Below are 19,545 nucleotides of genomic sequence, written 5' to 3' on the forward strand. Positions count from 1 at the left end.
GTCGCCGCCTTCCTCAGTCGAAGGGGGTTCCCTCACATACGGGGATCGGGGGTGCCCTTGGTCTTTGGCAGGACAGGGCTGAGGCTTGGGTGGCAAGCCCGTCGGCGACTGTAACTCCCTGATCGATGATCGATCAAAGGGTTGAGGGGCAAAACCTCTTGATCGCGAGAAAGTAGGCACGCGGTGCCTTCGACTGTGGCACGCGGTGACGGGTTTCCGCCTGGTTTTCGCAGGTCGGAGCCGTTTGAGCGAGGGTGCGCTCGGGTGTCACGCCCGCGGCGCGCAACCCAGTACGTGCGCCTTCACCAGCTCCGCGATCCGGGGATCACGCCGCTTGAAGGCGGCGACCAGCTCCTCGTGCTCCTCGGCGTACGACTGCTGGCGCGTGCCCAGCCAGCGGATCGACAGGGCCGTGAACACCTCGATGCCCAGGCCCTCCCAGGTGTGCAGCAGGACCGAGTTCCCGGCGGCGCGGACCAGTTCACGGTGGAAGGCGACGGTGTGGCGCACCTGGGCCGTGCCGTCGGACAGGCGGTCGGCCTCGTACAGGGCGCTGACGTGCGGTTCCAGCGCCGAGCAGTCCTCGGCGAGGCCCTGGGCGGCGAGCTCGGCGGCGATGGCCTCCAGGCCGGCGCGCACCGGGTAGCTCTCCTCCAGGTCGGCGGCCGTCAGGTTGCGCACGCGCACGCCCTTGTTCGGGGCGGACTCGATCAGGCGCAGGGACTCCAGCTCGCGCAGGGCCTCGCGGACCGGGGTCTGGCTGACCTCCAGTTCCGTGGCGATCCGGCGCTCCACGATCCGCTCGCCCGGCTGCCAGCGTCCGCTGATGATCCCTTCGAGGATGTGCTCGCGGATCTGTTCGCGCAGCGAGTGGACGACGGGCGCGGTCATGAGGGCTCCTCGGTCGGGATCGACGCTTAGACAATACGGCCGGTTCGCTGCGCGGGTGGGGCCGACGAGCGTGCTTGCACGCAGGTGAGACATGTTGCACACGGTGTGTCGGCCGCCTGGGAGCTCGGGCTGCTCCGCGTGCGGGCTGCTGCCGGTCGTCCGTGGCTCGTCGCACCCACGCGGCGGAGCCGCACATGTCACGGCCCCGCGCCCTCGGGTACGACGATGCCCCGCCCGGGAGATCCGGACGGGGCATCGATCAGCCGTGGAACCGAAGGTCAGAGACCGAGCTCGACCTCGAACTCGCCGGCCTCCAGGATGGCCTTGACCGCCGTCAGGTAGCGGGCGGCGTCGGCGCCGTCCACCAGGCGGTGGTCGTAGGACAGGGTCAGGTACGTCATGTCCCGGACGCCGATGACGGGACCGTCCTCGGTGTCGATGACGGCCGGGCGCTTGACCGTGGCGCCGATGCCGAGGATGGCGACCTGGCCCGGCGGCACGATGATCGTGTCGAAGAGCGCGCCGCGCGACCCGGTGTTGGAGATGGTGAAGGTCGCGCCGGACAGCTCGTCCGGGGTGATCTTGCTGGCGCGGACCTTGCCCGCCAGCTCCGCCGTGGCCTTGGCGATGCCGGCGAGGTTGAGGTCACCGGCGTTCTTGATGACCGGGGTCATCAGGCCCTTCTCGGAGTCCACCGCGATACCGATGTGCTCGGTGTCGAAGTAGGTGATGGTCCCCTCGGCCTCGTTGATCCGGGCGTTGATCGGCGCGTGGGCCTTCAGCGCCTGGGCGGCGGCCTTGACGAAGAACGGCATCGGGGAGAGCTTGACGCCCTCACGGGCCGCGAACGCGTCCTTGGCGCGGGCGCGCAGCTTCATCAGGCGGGTGACGTCGACCTCGACGACCGAGGACAGCTGGGCCTGCTCGTGCAGGGCCTTGACCATGTTGTCGCCGATGACCTTGCGGATCCGCGGCATCTTGACGGTCTGGCCGCGCAGCGGGGAGGCTTCCAGGGAGGGGGCCTTCTTCGCTGCCGGAGCGGCTGCGGCGGCCGGAGCCGGGGCAGCGGCGGCGGCCTTGGCGGTCTCGGCGGCGGCGACGACGTCCTGCTTGCGGATGCGGCCGCCGACGCCGGTGCCCTTGACGGTGGCCAGGTCGACGCCCTGCTCGGCGGCGAGCTTGCGCACCAGCGGGGTGACGTAGGCGCCGTCGTCGGCCGGCTTCGCGGCGGCCGGGGCCTGGGCCGGAGCCGGGGTCTGGGCCGGGGCGGGCGCGGGAGCGGACGGGACCGGCTCGGGAGCCGGGGTGGTCTGCTGCTGCGGGGCCGGGGCCGAGGGGGCCTGCGGAGCCGGAGCCGGCTGGGCCGGAGCCTGCGGGGCGGGGGCCTGCTGGGCCGGGGCGGGCTGCTGCGGCGCCGGGGCCTGGGCGGGCTCGGGCTGGGCCGGGGCGGCCGGGGCCTCCTGCGCGGGGGCGGCGGCCGGAGCGGCACCCGCCTCGCCGATGACGGCGAGCTTGGCGCCCACCTCGGCGGTCTCGTCCTCGTTGACGACGATCTCCAGCAGCGTGCCGGAGGCCGGGGCGGGGATCTCGGTGTCGACCTTGTCCGTCGACACCTCCAGCAGCGGCTCGTCGGCCTCGACCGTGTCGCCGACCGACTTCAGCCAGCGGGTGACGGTGCCCTCGGTGACGGACTCGCCGAGGGCGGGCAGGACGACGTCCGTGCCCTCGGCGGAGCCGCCGCCGGCGGCGGCGTCGGCGGTCGGGGCGGGCGCCGGGGCGGCCTGCTCGGTGGAGGGGGCGGCCGCGGCCGGCTCCGGGGCGGGCTCGGCGACCTGCTCGGCCTGCGGGGCCTGCTCGGCGGCCGGGGCCTCCTCGGCCGCGGGGGCGCCGGAACCGTCGTCGATCAGCGCCAGTTCGGCGCCGACCTCCACGGTCTCGTCCTCGGCGACCTTGATGGAGGACAGCACGCCGGAGGCGGGGGAGGGGATCTCGGTGTCGACCTTGTCGGTGGAGACCTCGAGCAGCGGCTCATCGGCCTCGACGCGCTCACCCTCGGCCTTCAGCCAGCGGGTGACGGTGCCCTCGGTGACGCTCTCGCCGAGCGCCGGAAGGGTTACGGAAACCGCCATGGTTTCGGTTGCTCCTTACGGAAAGTGCGGAAGTCTGTGTCGTCGCGTTCGTCGACCGAGGGGTCAGTCGTGCGCGTGGAGGGGCTTGCCGGCCAGGGCCAGGTGGGCCTCGCCGAGCGCCTCGTTCTGCGTCGGGTGGGCGTGGATGAGCTGCGCGACCTCGGCGGGCAGCGCCTCCCAGTTGTAGATCAGCTGGGCTTCGCCGACCTGCTCGCCCATGCGGTCGCCGACCATGTGGACGCCGACGACGGCACCGTCCTTGACCTGGACGAGCTTGATCTCGCCCGCGGTGTTCAGGATCTTGCTCCTGCCGTTGCCCGCGAGGTTGTACTTCAGAGCGACGACCTTGTCCGCACCGTAGATCTCCTTGGCCTTGGCCTCGGTGATGCCGACGGAGGCGACCTCGGGGTGGCAGTACGTCACCCGCGGGACGCCGTCGTAGTCGATCGGGACGGTCTTCAGACCGGCCAGGCGCTCCGCCACCAGGATGCCCTCGGCGAAGCCGACGTGCGCGAGCTGGAGGGTCGGGACCAGGTCACCGACGGCGGAGATGGTCGGCACGTTCGTGCGCATGTACTCGTCGACCAGGACGTAGCCGCGGTCCATCGCGACGCCCTGCTCCTCGTAGCCCAGGCCCTGCGAGACCGGGCCGCGGCCGATGGCGACCAGGAGGATCTCGGCCTCGAACGTCTTGCCGTCGGCGAGGGTGACCTTGACGCCGTCCTGGGTGTACTCGGCCTTCTCGAAGAAGGTGCCCAGGTTGAACTTGATGCCGCGCTTGCGGAAGGCGCGCTCCAGCAGCTTGGAGGAGTTCTCGTCCTCGACCGGGACGAGGTGCTTCAGGCCCTCGACGATCGTGACGTCGGTGCCGAAGGACTTCCAGGCGGAGGCGAACTCGACGCCGATGACGCCGCCGCCCAGGATGATCGCGGACTTCGGCACGCGGTCCAGGACCAGGGCGTGGTCGGAGGAGATGATCCGGTTGCCGTCGATCTCCAGGCCCGGCAGCGACTTCGGCACGGAGCCGGTCGCGAGCAGCACGTGGCGGCCCTCCACGCGGCGGCCGTTCACGTCGACGGAGGTGGGGGAGGACAGCCGGCCCTCACCTTCGATGTAGGTCACCTTGCGGGAGGCGACCAGGCCCTGCAGGCCCTTGTACAGGCCGGCGATCACGCCGTCCTTGTACTTGTGGACGCCCGCGATGTCGATGCCCTCGAAGGAGGCCTTCACGCCGAACTGCTCGCTCTCGCGGGCCTGGTCGGCGATCTCGCCCGCGTGCAGCAGGGCCTTGGTGGGGATGCATCCCCGGTGCAGGCAGGTGCCGCCGACCTTGTCCTTCTCGATCAGGGCGACGTCCAGGCCCAGCTGCGCCCCGCGCAGGGCCGCGGCGTAACCACCGCTGCCACCGCCGAGGATCACTAGGTCGAAAACGGTGCTGGCGTCGTTCGCCACGTCACGTCCTCCATGCATGTGCGCCGTGAGCCGGTCGTCGATGACCGGCAGGCGGCTGGTGTCCGGCCGCTCGTTCTTCGGCCCTTCGGTGGGGCCCTGTCCTGCCGAGCCCCATCTTCGCACTTGTCGGCACACAAGGAGACGCCGGGCTGCGGTGTGAGACACCCCACGTTCGGATGAGCCACGCGGCGAAGCACGCCGGAGGGCCACGTGGCCGTGCCTGATCTGCGCCTCGGCGGCCGCGCCCGCAAGGGCCGCGGACCCGGGGGGGCGGGGAACCGCGCGAACAGCCCCCACGCCCCCGCACTCGCCGCACGACCGGCGAGACCGGGCTCTCAGGCGGGGGTCAGCCCAGATCCCCCGCGGCCGTCAGCTCCGCCAGCCGCACCAGCGTCCGCACACCGCTGCCCGTGCCGCCCTTCGGGGTGTACCCGAACGGTCCGCCCTCGTTGAAGGCCGGGCCCGCGATGTCGAGGTGCGCCCAGGTGATGCCCTCGCCCACGAACTCGCGCAGGAACAGGCCGGCGACCAGGCCGCCGCCCATCCGCTCGCCCATGTTCGCGATGTCGGCCGTGGCCGAGTCCATGCCCTTGCGCAGGTGCTCCGGCAGCGGCATGGGCCACGCCGGCTCGCCGACCTCCTCCGCGGCCTCGTGCAGCGCCGAGCGGAACGCGTCGTCGTTGGCCATGATCCCGAAGGTCCGGCTGCCCAGCGCCAGCACCATCGCCCCGGTCAGCGTCGCCACGTCGACGATCGCGTCCGGCTTCTCCTGCGACGCGGCCCACAGCGCGTCGGCCAGCACCAGGCGGCCCTCCGCGTCCGTGTTGAGGACCTCGACGGTCTTGCCGCTGTACATGCGCAGCACGTCACCCGGACGGGTCGCCGAGCCGGAGGGCATGTTCTCGGCGAGCGCCAGCCAGCCGGTGACGTTGACCTCCAGGCCGAGCCGCGCGGCGGCGACGACCGCGGCGAACACCGCGGCCGCGCCGCTCATGTCGCACTTCATCGTCTCGTTGTGGCCGGCCGGCTTCAGCGAGATGCCGCCCGAGTCGTACGTGATGCCCTTGCCGACGAAGGCGAGGTGCTTCTTGGCCTTGGAGGAGGTGTAGGACAGCTTGACCAGGCGCGGACCGGACGCCGAGCCCGCCCCGACGCCGAGGATGCCGCCGTAGCCGCCCTTGACGAGGGCCTTCTCGTCGAGCACCTGCACCTTGATGCCGTGCTCCTTGGCCGCGGCCTGGGCGATGGCGGCGAACGCCTCGGGGTTGAGGTCGTTCGGCGGGGTGTTGATCAGGTCGCGGGCGCGGTTCAGCTCCTCGGACACGGCGACGGCCCGTTCGACGGCCGCCTTGTGCGCCCTGTCGCGGGACTTGCCGCCGAGCAGCGTGGCCTCGCCGAGGGGTGCCTTGCCGTTCTTGGCCCGGGCGTCCTTGCCGTTCTCCTTGTACGCGTCGAAGGAGTACGCACCGAGCAGCGCGCCCTCGCCGATCGCCTCGATGTCGGCGGCGTCGCTCAGCGGCAGGGCGAAGGCGGCCTTCTTGGCACCGGCCAGGGCGCGGGCGGCGACACCGGCGGCCTTGCGCAGGGCCTCGGCGGCGTAGCCGGCGTCCTTCTCGGGCACCGCGCCCAGGCCCACCGCCAGCACGAGCGGGGCCTTGAAGCCGGACGGCGCCGGCAGCTTCGTCAGCTCGCCCTCGGCACCGGAGGCGCCGAGAGTCTCCAGGACGCCGGCGAGCCCGCCGTCGTACGCCTTGTCCACGGCCTCGGCGCCCGGCGCGACGACCGGTCCCTTGGCACCCTTGGCCACACCGATCACGATGGCGTCGGCCCGCAGACCGGGCGCCGCGGCGGTGCTGAGAGTGAGAGCAGTCACGGTGGTGAAATCTCGCTTCCGATGTGAAGTTGCGGTGGTCGAACGGTGTGGGTCGACCGGGCCCGACAGCCGACCCTATGCCGACCTCGGAGCCGGCTTTCGACGGGGCCTTCCCCGGTACGGCGAACACTCGACGACGAGACTACGCGCGTGGCCCGCCCGGCTCATGCCCACGGGCGTTCACCCGCCGGTGGCACATCGGCCACGTCCCGCTCCCCGCACCGGTGAACCCGGCCCGGCCGGGCGGGGGATGATCGTCGGGGACACCCCCGTCCCGCCCCCGATCCCCTGCGGAGAACGCCCCGTGAGACGTCCGTCCCTGCTCCTGGTCCTGCTCGCCCTGCTGCTCGCGGGCTGTTCGCAGCCCCCGGACGACGAGCCCGGCCCGCGCTGGCAGCCCCGCCCGGGCACCGGCTGGCAGTGGCAGCTCAGCGGACGCCTGGACACCTCGGTCGACGTACCGGTCTACGACATCGACGGCTACGACCACTCCGCGGACACGGTGTCCCGGCTGCACGACGACGGCCGCAAGGTCATCTGCTACCTGTCCACCGGCGCCTGGGAGGAGTTCCGGCCGGACGCCAAGGAGTTCCCCGCGTCCGTGCTGGGCCGCGGCAACGGCTGGAAGGGCGAGCGCTGGCTCGACATCCGCCGCACCGACGTCCTGGAGCCGCTGATGGCGGCCCGCGTCGACATGTGCCGCGACAAGGGCTTCGACGCCGTGGAGCCCGACAACATGGACGGCTACAGGAACGACACCGGCTTCCCGCTCACCGCCGCCGACCAGCTCCGCTACAACCGGCTGATCGCCCGCCTGGCCCACGAGCGCGGCCTGGCCGTCGGGCTGAAGAACGACCTGGACCAGATCCCGCAGCTCGTCGGGGACTTCGACTTCGCCGTCAACGAGCAGTGCGCCCAGTACGGCGAGTGCGCGGCCCTGAAGCCGTTCGTCGACGCGGACAAGGCCGTCTTCCACGTCGAGTACGAGCTGCCCACCGGCCGCTTCTGCCCCGACTCCCGCCGCCTGAAGTTGAGTTCGCTGCTCAAGAAGTACGAACTGGGGGCGTGGCGACGGGCGTGCTGAGGCCGATGCCGGTGACCGAGGTGCCCGCCAGCCGGTCCGCGAGCGACCTGCGGCCGGGGGAGAGCACCGGCAGCGCGTTCAGCAGGAACAGCACCACGGCGACCGCCCACACCAGCACCGACAGCACGAGGTGCCCCTCGACCAGCAGCACGCAGGCCACGGCGTACACGGCGACGTCCACGACCGTGGTGACGGCGGCCCGCCGCGCGGCCCGGACCCGGCCCGGCCGGCCGCCGGTGACCTTCAGCCCGGTCAGGGCCTTGCCGACCGTGCGCCCGGCCAGCGACAGGCACGCCCACTGGTAGAGGAACACCGCCAGCACCAGCAGCCCGAAGGCCTGCTCGACGTAGAGCACCGACGTGTCCCACAGCGACAGCCCCAGGCCGGCGGAGGCGTCGACCACGTCGCCGCGCGAGGTCAGCAGGTCCCAGCCGCCCCGCGCGGCCAGCTCCGGCACGTCGGTGACCAGGGCCGAGACCCGGTGGAAGGTGAGCGTCGCGAGCGCCGACGCCAGCACCACCACCAGCGCGAAGTCGACGGACCAGGCCACGGCACGGCGCAGCTTCGGCATGGACGTCCCCCGATCACTTGTGTGTTCGGGTCAGGAAGCTAGCGGCTGCGCGGCCGGTGCAGGAGGGCCGCGCAGGGATCGTTTCAGCCCAGTGACGAAACGATGAGCGCCGTGGCCGCGGACGTCTCCGCCAGCCCGCCGAAGACGTCCCCGGTGATCCCGCCGAAGCGCCGGGTGCAGTGCCGCAGCAGCGCCTCGGCGGCGGCCAGGGCGAGGGCGACGGCGAGGACGGCCCGGACCGCGCCGTACGGCCCGCAGGCGCCGCCCGCCGCTGCCGCCGCCAGTGCGACCAGGAGCGCGGCGGCCGCGGCCCGCCGCACCGGCACCACGCCCGCCACCGCCGCCCCGAGCCCCTCCGGCCGGGCCGCGGGGACACCGGTGCGGGCCGCCAGGGTCAGGGCCAGCCGGGCGACCGTCGCCGACAGGAGCGCGGCGCAGGCACCCCGGGTCCAGGAGGCGTCGTAGGCCTGGGCGAGCGCGGCGGTCTGGGCGAGCAGGACCAGGACGAGGGTGACGACCCCGAACGGCCCGATGTCCGACTGCTTCATGATCCGCAGGGCGTCCGCGGCCGGCTTGCCGCTGCCCAGCCCGTCGGCGGTGTCCGCGAGTCCGTCGAGGTGCAGACCCCGGGTGAGCGCCGCCGGCACGGCGACGGTCGCCACCGCGGCGAGCGGCGCGCCCGCGCCCAGGGCCAGCAGCGCCAGCCCGGCACCGGCCGCGGCGGCCCCCACGGCCAGCCCGGCGAGCGGCGCGCACAGCATGCCGCCGCGGGCCGCCTCGCGGTCCCACCGGGTCACCCGGACCGGGAACACCGTGAGGGTGCCGAAGGCGAAACGGAGGCCGTCGAGAGGCGAGGTTCTGGGCACCGGCGCAGGCTACCCGCCGGTCACGAGAGCCGTGACGGCAGGCGAGGATAAAGTTCCCCTATGGGATGGATGGAGCGGAACATCATCGAACCCGGCAAACTGCCGCTGCTCCTCGCCCTCGTCGCCTTCGTGCTGACCTTCGTGATCACCCGGGTCATCACCCGCCTCATCCGCGCGGGCAAGGGCCCCTTCGGCAACATCAGCAGCGGCGGCGTCCACGTCCACCACGTGGTTCCCGGGATCGTCCTGACCCTCGTCGGCGGCTTCGGCGCGGTGGCGGGCGGGCAGCACGGCTTCGGCTCGTGCCTGGCGGCGGTGCTGTTCGGCATCGGCGCGGGCCTGGTGCTGGACGAGTTCGCCCTGGTGCTGCACCTCGCCGACGTCTACTGGACCCCGGAGGGGCGCAAGAGCGTGGAGATGGTGGTGCTCACCGCCTCCCTCGTGGGCCTGCAGCTGACCGGCTTCTCACCGCTCGGGGTGAACGACCTCACCGAGGACCAGCAGCAGAACCGCGCCGTCGTCGTCGCCAACGTCCTGGTGAACTTCGGCTTCGCCCTCATCGCCCTGTTCAAGGGCAAGGTCCGCATGGCCGTCCTGGGTGTGATCATCCCGCTCGTGGCCCTGGTCGCCGCCGTGCGGCTGGCCCGTCCGGCCTCCCCGTGGGCCAAGCGGTTCTACCGCAACCGCCCTCGCGCCCGGGCCAAGTCCGGGCTGCGCGCCTACCACCACGACCGCCGCTGGGCGGGCCCCCGGCGCGCCTTTCAGGACTGGATCGGCGGCGCCCCGGATCCCGAGCCCGCCCGCGCCCTGGAGCGCCGCTGACGCAGCTCGCCGGCCGCGCACAGCACCAGCACGGCCGCGATCGCGGCGAGGTGCTCCTTGCCCGCCAGGTTCCCCTTCAGCACGACCTCGGCCACCATCGCCGCGATCACCAGCCCGCCGGTGGCATACGCGCGGTAGCGCCAGGAGACGAACACGGCCAGGCCCACCACGGCCGCCGACGGCCCGGTGTCCACGACCCGCGCGTCCGAGGCGGGCAGGCCGAGCGGTGAGTTCGGCCCCAGCCAGATGCCCAGGCGGGCGTAGAGGGTGCCCGCGAGCGTGGCGGCGTAGGCGATCGCCAGGGTCCGCCACCGGCCCAGACACAGCTCCGCGATCCCGAAGACGATCAGCAGCTGCGCGAGCGCGCCCCACACCGGCAGGTCCAGGGCGGGCACGAACAGCGACAGCGGCGTGCGCAGCAGCGCCGACCACATCGGGTCCTCGGCCCGCACACCCCCCGCGTTCTGCACGAACCGGTGGCCCCAGGCCCGGCCGTCGGCGAAGTGCAGCGCGGCCGTCAGGCACACGGCCGTCACCGCCAGCGGCACCGCCCGCCACCGCCGCCGTGCCAGCGGCCCGCGCACCGCGGCGAACAGCGGCCCCCATTCGGCGCGGGCCCAGCGGGCGAGCGTGCTCATCGGGTCGTCCTCGTCGGTGCGTCGGTCGGGTGCGGGTGTCCGCGACTCAGTCAAACCGACACCGTGGTCCGGGACCGACCGGAACGGGACGAGGTTGAGCCGGGCGTGCGTGCCCCGGATCTCCGAAGCGTCTACGACTCGGCGGGAACCTCCGGGGCCCGCGACGCGTCGGCCGCCTCCGACTCCTCGGGCCGCTCGGGCAGTTCCGCGGCCAGCGCGGCCGCCGCCTGCACCAGCGGCAGGGCCAGCAGCCCTCCGGTGCCCTCGCCGACGGTCACGCCGTGGCCGAGGAGCGGCTCCAGCGCCATCCGGTCCAGCGCCTTCGCCTGTCCGGGCTCGCCGCTGTCGTGCGCGGCCAGCCACCAGTCCGGCGCCCGGAACGCGATCCGCTGCCCGACCAGCGCGCACGCGGCCGTCACCACCCCGTCGAGCACCACCGGCAGCTTGCGCACCGCGCTCTGCAGCAGGAAGCCCGTCATCGCCGCGAGGTCGGCGCCGCCCAGCGTCGCCAGCAACCGCATCTGGTCCCCGAGCACCGGCCGGGCCCGGCGCAGCGCGTCGCGCACGGCGGCGCACTTGCGCATCCACGCCAGGTCGTCGATGGCCAGCCCGCCGCGCCCGGTGACCACCGAGGCGTCGACCCCGCACAGCGCGGCGACCAGGACGCCCGCCGCCGTGGTCCCACCGACGCTCACGTCGCCGAGCACCACCAGGTCCGTGCCCGAGTCGGCCTCCTCGTCGGCCACCGCCACCCCGGCCCGGAACGCCGCCTCGGCCTCCTCCGGGTTCAGCGCGTCCTCGACGTCGATCCGCCCGCTGCCGCGCCGCACCCGGTGGCGCACGACGTCCTCGGGCAGGGTCTGCGGATCGCAGTCCAGGGCCATGTCGACGATCCGCACGGGCACGTTCATCCGCCGGGCGAGGACCGACACCGGCCGGCCGCCCTCCAGCACCTCGCGCACCGACTCCGCGGCGCTGCCCGCCGGACGGGCCGAGACGCCCAGGGCGGCGACGCCGTGATCACCGGCGAAGAGCACCACGCGCGGCCGCTCCACCGGCCGCACCGGCACCGCCGACTGCGCCGCGGCCAGCCACTCACCCAGGTCGTCCAGCCGGCCCAGCGACCCGGGCGGCACGACCTGTCGCTCCCGGCGCGCCTCGGCGTCGCGGCGGATCCCGCCGTCCGGACGCTCGATCAGATCGGTGAAGTCGTCGAGATTAAGCGAGCTCATTCGCCGAACAGTACCGGCCGCCGTCGAACGGCAGGGCGCCACGTCGCGACTCCGCCGGGACGGCATCGTTGCACCCGGCATCGGCATCCCATACGTTCCGTTCCGCGTGGATTGTCCTACATGTTCGTCCCCCGGACGTCCCCGCCGTCCTGCCGTACGCCGTCGTGCCCGGGAGCCGCCCATGCCCGCCCGTCCCGCCCCCTCCGCACCCCCCGCCCCCCGCACCAGCACCCCCGTCCACGAACCGCGCCGGGAGGACTGCCCCTGGTGCGGCTCCGCGCGGCTGCGCAACCGGCTGCGCACCGGCGACCTGCGCGAGTACGAACCGGGCGTCTTCACCGTCGACGAATGCCGCGACTGCGGCCACACCTTCCAGAACCCCCGCCTCACGGCCGAGGGTCTCGCCCTGTACCACCGCACCGTGCGCGGGGCGCCCCGGGACCCGGCGAGCGACGGCCTGCTCGCCCTGCGCGCCAGCCCCCGCCGCCACCGCTCGGCCGCCCGGGCGATGCTGCGCACCGGGGAGCCCGAGAGCTGGCTGGACGTCGGCACCGGCCACGCGCGCTTCCCCGCGACGGCCCGGCGGTACTTCCCCTACACCGCCTTCGACGGCCTGGACCCCACGCCCCGGGTGGTCCGCGCCCGCTCGGCCGACCGCGTCGAGGAGGCCCACGTCGGCCGGCTGACGGACCCCCGCATCACCGCCGAGCTGCGCGGCCGCTACGACGTGGTCAGCATGCTCCACCACCTGGAGGGCACGCCCGACCCCCGCGCCGAACTCCGGGCGGCCCTGACCGTGCTGCGCCCGGGCGGTCACCTGATCGTCGAGACCCTCAGCCCCCGCAGCGTCTTCGCCGCCCTCCTGGGCCGCTGGTGGCTCCCCTACGACCAGCCCCGCCACCTGCACCTGCTGCCCCCGCGCAACCTGCGCGCCGAACTGGAGACGGCCGGCTGCGAGGTCCTGACGCTCGACCACCGTCCGGTCCACATCCCGCACGACCTGTCCGGCGCCATGGCCCTGGCCCTCTCGCACGGCATCCCGGCCCCGGACACCCCCTGGCGGGCCGTCCCCCCGCCCCCGCTCCACCGGCACACCCGCTCGGCCCTGCTGCGGGCGGGCATGCCCCTGGTGGCACTGGCGGCGGCGGCGGACCACCTCGTGGCCCCGGTGGCCCGGCGCACCCGCTTCGCCAACACCTACCGGCTGATCGCCCGCACGGCCCCGTAGCGCGCACCCCCGGCACGCTCCCCGGCCCCGCGCCTCCCCGGCCCGTGCCGCCGGGGGAGGGCGCGGCCGGGGGGCCGGTGTCCGTCAGCCCCGCAAGGGCATCGCCTGGCCCGCCACCACCAGCAGTACGTGCTCGCACTCGTCCGCGAACCCCGCGTTCAGGCGTCCGAGTTCGTCCCGGTACCGGCGCCCCGACGCGGTCGCCGGCACGATGCCCGAGCCCACCTCGTTCGTCACGGCCACCACGGTCCGCCGCGTGGCCCGGACCGCCTCCGTCAGCTCCCGCACCCGCTCCCGCAGCGCCTTCTCCCCGCTCTCCGCCCAGACCGCGTCGTCCCACGCCCCGACGCCGTCCATGGCGTCGGTCAGCCACAGCGACAGGCAGTCGATCAGCAGCGGCGGCCCCTCCGCGGCCAGCAGCGGCACCAGGTCGCAGGTCTCCACCGTCTGCCACGACCCCGGCCGCCGGTCCCGGTGCGCGGCCACCCGCGAGGACCACTCGGTGTCCCCGTTGCGCGACCCGCCCGTGGCCACGTACAGCACGTCGGGGAAGGCCTCCAGCCGCCGCTCGGCCTCCACCGACTTGCCCGAACGCGCCCCGCCCAGCACCAGCGTCCGCCGCGGCACGTCCGGTACGTGCTCGTACACCCCCACCGTCAGCGCCACCCCGTCCGGCACGGCCCGGGCCCCGGCCGCGGCCAGCCGCCGCCCCAGCTCCGGCCCGGGCGGCACGTCGTGGTCCAGATGGACGGCGACCACGTCGGTCGTCGGCCCCACGGCCCCCACCGCCCGCAGCTTCGCCAGCGCGTCCGGCCGCCCCACCACGTCCGCGAGGACCATGTCGTACGGCTCGGCCGGCCCCTCGATCCCGGCCGGCGCCCCGCCCGGCGGCAGGTACAGCAGCCGCTGCCCCTCCGGGCCCGTCACCGCGTAGCCCGTGCCCGGCGCGTCGAGCGCCACCGCCCGCACCCGATGCCCCGTCAGCAGTGTCAACTCCCGCCCGTCCGGCACCCGTCCGGGCTGCGGCAGGCCGGCCGGCACCTCCACCGCGGGCCCGTCGTGCGGGTGGGACAGCAGCACCTGCCGCACCCCGGCCAGGGAACGGCCCGCCCTGGCCGCCGCGAACGCCGCCCCGGGCGTCAGGTCGAGCAGCAGCACCCCGTCCAGCAGCAGCGCGGTCGCCGCCCGCGCGTCGGGACCGAGGGCGACCGCACAGGCCGCGCAGGGACAGTCGGGGCGGGGGAGTCCCGCGGGGGCGCCGGTGCCGAGGAGAGTGAGTTCCACGCCCCGATTCTCACCCGCGCGTCCGGGACGCGCGTGACGGAGACGCCCTCAAGGGGCGCGGAGCCGGGACAGCTGCGGCTGTGCCGCGGGGCGCGGCCCTCCACGGCCGTCCGCCCGCACCCGCGCGGCATTCCCGCGGCGACCCGCACGCGCCCCCCACCGCGCATCCGGCCGGCTGTCCCGTCCCACCCGGCGGAGCGCATAGGCTCTGGTCAGGAGCCGGACCCTGTTCCGGCTTCTCGCTGTGCAATGTGCTCACACACATGGGAGGCGTACATGGCGGCATGGACGTGGCGGTTCGAGAAGGCCGACGGGACGGAGGTCCAGCCCGCGGTGACGCCGGAGGACTTCACGACCCAGGGGGACGCCGAGTCCTGGATCGGGGAGCACTGGAAGGACCTGCAGGAGGGCGGCGCCGACCAGGTGCGGCTGTTCGAGGACGACACGGAGATCTACGGGCCGATGAGCCTGCACGCGGCCGAGGCGTGAGCCCGGGGGGCGAGGGCCCGGGCCCTCGCCCCTGTCGCTCGTGTTCCGGCCGGCGGTGTCAGCCCCGCACGCCGCACAGGTGCAGCAGCGCCGCCACCCCGCGGTACGGATCCGTCCGCCCGGCCTTCTCCTCCACCGCGAGCAGCGTCTCCACGTCGGCGGGGATCCCGGCGCCGTCCGCGGCCGTGTCCGTGAACACCCGCACGCCGTACCAGGCGTGCAGCGGCGCCCCGATCCCGGCGAGCGTCGCCGTCAGGTCCTTCAGCCGGTCGGCCCGCACGTCCAGCCCGAGGCGGTTGCGGTAGGCGACCGTGTCGAACGCGGCCAGCGCGCCCGCCCAGTCGCCGGAGAGCCCCGGACGCAGCGCGAGGGCGTCACCGTTGCGCACCAGCAGGGACAGCAGACCGCCGGGCGCGAGCATCCGGGCCAGCCCCGCCAGCAGCGGGTCGGGCTCCTCCACGTACATCAGCACGCCGTGGCAGAGAACCACGTCGAAGCTGCCCGGCATGAAGTGCACGCCGGTGTCCCGGCCGTCGCCCTCGATGATCCGCATCCGCTCCCGGATGCCCTCCGGTTCCCCGGCGAGGGCCTCCCGCGCCACGGAGATCATCTTCGCGTCCTGCTCCAGGCCGGTCACCTGGTGCCCGGCCCGGGCCAGCCGCAGCGCCTGCGTGCCCTGGCCCATCCCCACGTCGAGCACCCGCAGCCGCCGCCCGACCGGGAACCTGGCCACTATCTGCTCGTCCAGCTGGCGGGCCACCAGCTCCTGCCGGACGACATCGCGCAGCCCGCCCAGCTTGTCCAGCCAGGCGTCCGCCGCGCCCCCGGAGAACGGCGTCGTGGTCAGGGCCGCTCTCCGCGCTTGACCTGCGGCTTGGGCAGCCGGAGCCGACGCATCTGGAGGGAGCGCATCAGGGCGTAGGCGACCGCGCCGCGCTTGTTCTCACCGGCGAAGCGCTCGTTCAGCTGCTTCTTCAGGCGGAAGGCCGTGACGAACGAGTCGAGCACGATCAGCACGATCACCACGAGCCACAGCAGCAGCGCGACGTTCTGCAGCGACGCCACCCGCACCATGCTCAGCACGAGGATGATCACGGCCATCGGCAGGAAGAACTCCGCGATGTTGAACCGCGAGTCGACGAAGTCGCGGGCGAACCGGCGGACCGGTCCCTTGTCACGCGCGGGCAGGTACCGCTCGTCGCCGCTGGCCAGTGCCTGGCGCTGGCGCTCGAGGGCGGCACGGCGCTCCTCGCGCTGGCGCTTGGCGGCCTCCTTGCGCGTCATCGACGTGTTGGCCACGCTGCGCCGCTGGCTCTGGGCCTGGCTGCGCTTGGGCGTGGGGCGGCCCTTGGGGGCCTGCGGGTCGCGGGGCTGCTTGGAGAAGTTCACCGGCGCCTTGTCGGCGGCCTGGGCCTTCTCTTCCTTGGCACGGCTACGGAACACAAAACCCAAGGGTACGGGCTTGACGGGCATGGACCCCAGTCCACCGGGGAACGATCCGGCAACACCAGTCGTCTGTAAGGGGACAGACGGGACGTTGTGCACGCACCCGGTCGTTCCCCCGGAGGTACGCCTCCGGTGACCCCGGGTACCACCTACTCCCTACGCCGGATCAGGAGCGCGCGCAGTCGTCCTTGGGGATGAGCGCATCCGTCCCCGAACAGTGCGGTAATGGATGCAGGGCCCGTACTGTGGGTTCTGTCGCAGGAGCTCGAGCCGGAGTCGGTCAGAAGGGGGCGCGCGAAGCCCATGAGCGGTGTCATGAAGCGTATGGGGATGATCTTCCGCGCGAAGGCGAACAAGGCCCTTGACCGGGCCGAGGACCCGCGCGAGACCCTCGATTACTCGTACCAGAAGCAGCTGGAGCTGCTCCAGAAGGTGCGGCGCGGTGTCGCCGACGTGGCGACCAGCCGCAAGCGCCTGGAGCTCCAGCTGAACCAGTTGCAGTCGCAGTCGGGGAAGCTGGAGGACCAGGGACGCAAGGCCCTCGCGCTGGGCCGCGAGGACCTCGCCCGCGAGGCGCTCTCCCGCCGGGCCGCGCTCCAGCAGCAGGTGACCGACCTGGAGACCCAGCACGCCACGCTCCAGGGCGAGGAGGAGAAGCTCACCCTCGCGGCCCAGCGCCTGCAGGCCAAGGTCGACGCCTTCCGCACGAAGAAGGAGACGATCAAGGCCACGTACACGGCGGCCCAGGCGCAGACCCGCATCGGCGAGGCCTTCTCCGGCATCTCCGAGGAGATGGGCGACGTGGGCCTGGCCATCCAGCGTGCCGAGGACAAGACGGCCCAGCTCCAGGCCCGCGCCGGCGCGATCGACGAACTGCTCGCCTCCGGTGCCCTCGACGACCCCTCCGGCATGCACAAGGACGACATCCAGGCCGAGCTGGACCGGCTCTCCGGTGGTACGGATGTGGAGCTGGAACTGCAGCGGATGAAGGCCGAGCTGGCCGGAGGCCCGAGCGCCGGGCAGCAGGCCATCGAGGGCGGCACGAGCGCGCAGCAGTCGCAGCAGCAGCCGCAGGACACCCCGCGCTTCGACAAGCAGTAGGGGTCCACGCCTAGGAGGGCGACATGATCGTACGGATCATGGGGGAGGGCCAGGTCATCCTGGCCGACGGCCACCTCGCCGAGCTGAACAAGCTGGACGACGAACTGCTCGCGGAAATGGAGAACGGCGACGGCCCCGGCTTCCGGCGCACCCTCCACGCCCTGCTGGCCAGGGTCCGCGACCTCGGCGAACCGCTGCCGGACGACTCCCTGGAGCCGTCCGAGCTGATCCTGCCGTCCCCGGACGCCACGCTGGAGGACGTCCGGGAGCTCCTCGGCGACGACGGCCTGATCCCGGGCTGAGCGCTGCACCCGGCACCGGCCGTCCGCCCGGCCGCACGACGGCGGGGACCCGGCCCCGTCCGGCCGGCCGAGGGCTGGGGGCGCGGCCTCCGGCCCGGATACCGTGAACGCTCGTGAGCACACTCGCACGGGCCAGGTGCCGGGCCAAGGCACACCCTCTGGCCGTGGACGCGGCCCTGGCCGCCGCCGTCCTGGTCTGCATGGTCGCCGGGTCCTTCGTGGAGCCCCGGCATCGTGACGACGTCAGCTGGGGGGTCCTGCGCACCCCGGACACCCTCAGCCTCGTGCTGATGGCCCTGGCCGCCGCGGCCCTCGTCCTCCGCCGCCGCGCCCCGATGCGGGTCCTCGCCGTCACCGGCGCGGCGTCCGTCGTCGAGTCCGTGACCGCCGACCCCCGCGCGCCCGTCGCGATGTCCGCCGTCATCGCCCTGTACACCGTCGCCTCCACCACCGACCGGCCCACCACCTGGCGCGTCGGCCTGCTCACCATGACCGTGCTCACCGGCACCGCCATGGCGGCCGGCAGCCTGCCCTGGTACGCGCAGGAGAACTTCGCGATCTTCGCCTGGACCGGCATCGGCGCCACCGCCGGCGACGCCGTCCGCAGCCGCCGCGCCTTCGTCCAGGCCATCCGGGAGCGCGCCGAACGCGCCGAGCGCACCCGGGAGGAGGAGGCCCGCCGCCGGGTCGCCGAGGAACGCCTGCGCATCGCCCGCGACCTTCATGACGTCGTCGCCCACCACATCGCCCTGGTCAACGTCCAGGCCGGGGTCGCAGCCCACGTCATGGACAAACGCCCCGACCAGGCCAAGGAGGCCCTCTCCCACGTCCGTGAGGCCAGCCGCTCCGCGCTCAACGAACTGCGCGCCACCGTCGGCCTGCTCCGCCAGTCCGGCGACCCGGAGGCCCCCACCGAGCCCGCCCCGGGCCTGGACCGCCTCGACGAACTCGCCGGCACCTTCCGCAACGCGGGCCTGCACATCGAGGTCGCCCGCGCCGACCAGGGCAGCGCCCTGCCCGCGGCCGTCGACCTGGCGGCCTACCGGATCATCCAGGAGGCCCTCACCAACGTGCAGAAGCACGCCGGAGCACAGGCCAAGGCCGAGGTCAGCGTGGTCCGCGTCGGGCCGAACATCGAGATCACCGTCCTCGACGACGGCACCGGCGACAACGAGGCCCCCGGCAGCGGTGGCGGCCACGGGCTGCTCGGCATGCGCGAGCGCGTCACCGCCCTGCGCGGCACCCTCACCACCGGTCCCCGCTACGGCGGCGGATTCCGTGTCCATGCGATCCTGCCCGTCAAGAACCGCACGCCCGACGGGGAGGGCCCCGCATGACCATCCGCGTCCTGCTCGCCGACGACCAGGCGCTGCTGCGCAGCGCCTTCCGCGTGCTGGTCGACTCCGAGCCCGACATGGAGGTCGTCGGGGAGGCCTCCGACGGCGCGGAGGCGGTGCGGCTGACCGGGGAGCACCACCCCGACGTCGTCCTCATGGACATCCGGATGCCCGGCACCGACGGTCTCGCCGCGACCCGCCTGATCAGCGCCGACCCCGAGCTGGCCGGCGTCCGGGTGGTCATCCTGACGACGTTCGAGGTGGACGACTACGTCGTGCAGTCGCTGCGCGCCGGGGCCTCGGGCTTCCTCGGCAAGGGCTCCGAGCCCGAGGAGCTGCTGAACGCCATCCGGATCGCCGCCGGCGGCCAGGCCCTGCTCTCCCCGGCGGCCACCACCGGCCTGATCTCCCGCTTCCTCGCCCAGGAGGACCCGGCCGACGGCGACCGCGACCCCGCTCGCGGCGAACGCCTGGACTCCCTCACCGTCCGCGAGCGCGAGGTGCTGGTGCAGGTGGCCGGCGGCCACTCCAACGACGAGATCGCCGAGCGGCTGGAGGTGAGCCCGCTGACGGTGAAGACGCACGTCAACCGGGCCATGGCCAAGCTCGGGGCCCGTGACCGTGCCCAGCTCGTGGTCATCGCCTACGAATCCGGTCTGGTCCGTCCGAGGGTGGAGTGAGCACTCCCGGGCGTACTGCGGCCGGAGTATGCGCCGGATAAGGAAATGGACCTGGGGCCTACGGGACAGCGTCGTCCCATGGCTCAGGGTGTAGGGACGGGCGCTCGTCCGCGCGCCCGC

19 protein-coding genes are annotated in these 19,545 nt (G+C 73.7%); 8 read left to right on the forward strand and 11 right to left on the reverse strand.

What is annotated here, in order from left to right:
* Positions 1-267: 267 nt before the first annotated feature.
* The 4 genes from Q5694_RS06355 to Q5694_RS06370 all read right to left on the reverse strand — a co-directional run bounded on the left by Q5694_RS06355 (position 268) and on the right by Q5694_RS06370 (position 6,345).
* Positions 268-891: a GntR family transcriptional regulator gene (locus tag Q5694_RS06355; RefSeq protein ID WP_333931059.1), complete on the reverse strand. Its 624-nt coding sequence runs from the start codon at positions 889-891 to the stop codon at positions 268-270.
* A gap of 278 nt (positions 892-1,169) precedes the next feature.
* Complete coding sequence (gene sucB / locus Q5694_RS06360) at positions 1,170-3,020, reverse strand: 2-oxoglutarate dehydrogenase, E2 component, dihydrolipoamide succinyltransferase (protein WP_333931060.1); 1,851 nt, start codon at positions 3,018-3,020, stop codon at positions 1,170-1,172.
* Between the two features lie 63 nt (positions 3,021-3,083).
* Complete coding sequence (gene lpdA, locus Q5694_RS06365; protein ID WP_333931061.1) at positions 3,084-4,472, reverse strand: dihydrolipoyl dehydrogenase; 1,389 nt, start codon at positions 4,470-4,472, stop codon at positions 3,084-3,086.
* A gap of 346 nt (positions 4,473-4,818) precedes the next feature.
* Entirely contained in the window at positions 4,819-6,345 is a 1,527-nt protein-coding gene (locus tag Q5694_RS06370) for a leucyl aminopeptidase (RefSeq protein ID WP_333931062.1), read from the reverse strand.
* A 304-nt stretch (positions 6,346-6,649) separates the two neighbouring features.
* Here Q5694_RS06370 and Q5694_RS06375 point away from each other — a divergent pair, with 304 nt between their 5' ends.
* Complete coding sequence (locus Q5694_RS06375; RefSeq protein WP_333931063.1) at positions 6,650-7,429, forward strand: endo alpha-1,4 polygalactosaminidase; 780 nt, start codon at positions 6,650-6,652, stop codon at positions 7,427-7,429.
* Here Q5694_RS06375 and Q5694_RS06380 read toward each other — a convergent pair.
* Both Q5694_RS06380 and Q5694_RS06385 read right to left on the reverse strand, forming a co-directional pair.
* A complete protein-coding gene (locus tag Q5694_RS06380; RefSeq protein WP_333931065.1) occupies positions 7,389-8,000 on the reverse strand; it encodes an RDD family protein in 612 nt (203 codons plus the stop codon). The two genes, Q5694_RS06375 and Q5694_RS06380, sit on opposite strands and share 41 nt — an antisense overlap.
* A gap of 83 nt (positions 8,001-8,083) precedes the next feature.
* Positions 8,084-8,866 (reverse strand): adenosylcobinamide-GDP ribazoletransferase, encoded by a 783-nt coding sequence (locus Q5694_RS06385; RefSeq protein ID WP_333931066.1) that lies wholly within the window; start codon positions 8,864-8,866, stop codon positions 8,084-8,086.
* A 60-nt stretch (positions 8,867-8,926) separates the two neighbouring features.
* On the opposite strand from Q5694_RS06385, the gene Q5694_RS06390 reads away from it, so the two are divergent.
* Positions 8,927-9,688, forward strand: a complete 762-nt coding sequence (locus Q5694_RS06390; protein WP_333931067.1) for a hypothetical protein — start codon at positions 8,927-8,929, stop codon at positions 9,686-9,688.
* On the opposite strand, the gene Q5694_RS06395 is transcribed toward Q5694_RS06390, so the two are convergent.
* Positions 9,628-10,326, reverse strand: coding sequence for a hypothetical protein (locus Q5694_RS06395; protein WP_333931068.1), 699 nt, complete (start codon positions 10,324-10,326; stop codon positions 9,628-9,630). The genes Q5694_RS06390 and Q5694_RS06395 overlap by 61 nt on opposite strands.
* Positions 10,327-10,457: 131 nt before the next feature.
* Positions 10,458-11,558, reverse strand: a complete 1,101-nt coding sequence (gene cobT / locus Q5694_RS06400; protein ID WP_333931069.1) for a nicotinate-nucleotide--dimethylbenzimidazole phosphoribosyltransferase — start codon at positions 11,556-11,558, stop codon at positions 10,458-10,460.
* A gap of 181 nt (positions 11,559-11,739) precedes the next feature.
* On the opposite strand from cobT, the gene Q5694_RS06405 reads away from it, so the two are divergent.
* The gene (locus Q5694_RS06405; protein ID WP_333931070.1) at positions 11,740-12,786 is read left to right on the forward strand and encodes a class I SAM-dependent methyltransferase; all 1,047 of its coding nucleotides are present in this window, start codon (positions 11,740-11,742) and stop codon (positions 12,784-12,786) included.
* Positions 12,787-12,870: 84 nt separating this feature from the next.
* On the opposite strand, the gene Q5694_RS06410 is transcribed toward Q5694_RS06405, so the two are convergent.
* Complete coding sequence (locus Q5694_RS06410; RefSeq protein ID WP_333931071.1) at positions 12,871-14,070, reverse strand: bifunctional adenosylcobinamide kinase/adenosylcobinamide-phosphate guanylyltransferase; 1,200 nt, start codon at positions 14,068-14,070, stop codon at positions 12,871-12,873.
* Positions 14,071-14,346: 276 nt separating this feature from the next.
* On the opposite strand from Q5694_RS06410, the gene Q5694_RS06415 reads away from it, so the two are divergent.
* Entirely contained in the window at positions 14,347-14,559 is a 213-nt protein-coding gene (locus Q5694_RS06415) for a hypothetical protein (protein WP_333931072.1), read from the forward strand.
* Positions 14,560-14,617: 58 nt separating this feature from the next.
* Here the strand turns inward: Q5694_RS06415 and Q5694_RS06420 are convergent, their stop codons facing one another.
* On the reverse strand, positions 14,618-15,319 hold the full coding sequence (locus tag Q5694_RS06420; protein ID WP_333931073.1) for a class I SAM-dependent methyltransferase: 702 nt from the start codon (positions 15,317-15,319) through the stop codon (positions 14,618-14,620).
* A gap of 83 nt (positions 15,320-15,402) precedes the next feature.
* Positions 15,403-16,002, reverse strand: coding sequence for a DUF3043 domain-containing protein (locus tag Q5694_RS06425; protein WP_333931074.1), 600 nt, complete (start codon positions 16,000-16,002; stop codon positions 15,403-15,405).
* Positions 16,003-16,320: 318 nt separating this feature from the next.
* Between Q5694_RS06425 and Q5694_RS06430 the strand changes: the two genes are divergently transcribed.
* From Q5694_RS06430 to Q5694_RS06445, 4 genes are all read left to right on the forward strand, one after another.
* Positions 16,321-17,106, forward strand: a complete 786-nt coding sequence (locus Q5694_RS06430) for a PspA/IM30 family protein (RefSeq protein WP_333931075.1) — start codon at positions 16,321-16,323, stop codon at positions 17,104-17,106.
* A 23-nt stretch (positions 17,107-17,129) separates the two neighbouring features.
* A complete protein-coding gene (gene pspAA, locus Q5694_RS06435; RefSeq protein WP_333931076.1) occupies positions 17,130-17,408 on the forward strand; it encodes a PspA-associated protein PspAA in 279 nt (92 codons plus the stop codon).
* A gap of 113 nt (positions 17,409-17,521) precedes the next feature.
* Entirely contained in the window at positions 17,522-18,745 is a 1,224-nt protein-coding gene (locus Q5694_RS06440) for a sensor histidine kinase (protein WP_333931077.1), read from the forward strand.
* On the forward strand, positions 18,742-19,425 hold the full coding sequence (locus tag Q5694_RS06445) for a response regulator transcription factor (RefSeq protein WP_333931078.1): 684 nt from the start codon (positions 18,742-18,744) through the stop codon (positions 19,423-19,425). The genes Q5694_RS06440 and Q5694_RS06445 overlap by 4 nt, the downstream gene beginning before the upstream one ends.
* The last annotated feature ends 120 nt before the right edge of the window (positions 19,426-19,545 follow it).

The sequence above is a fragment of the Streptomyces sp. AHA2 genome (genome assembly GCF_036857595.1).
Taxonomy (GTDB): domain Bacteria; phylum Actinomycetota; class Actinomycetes; order Streptomycetales; family Streptomycetaceae; genus Streptomyces.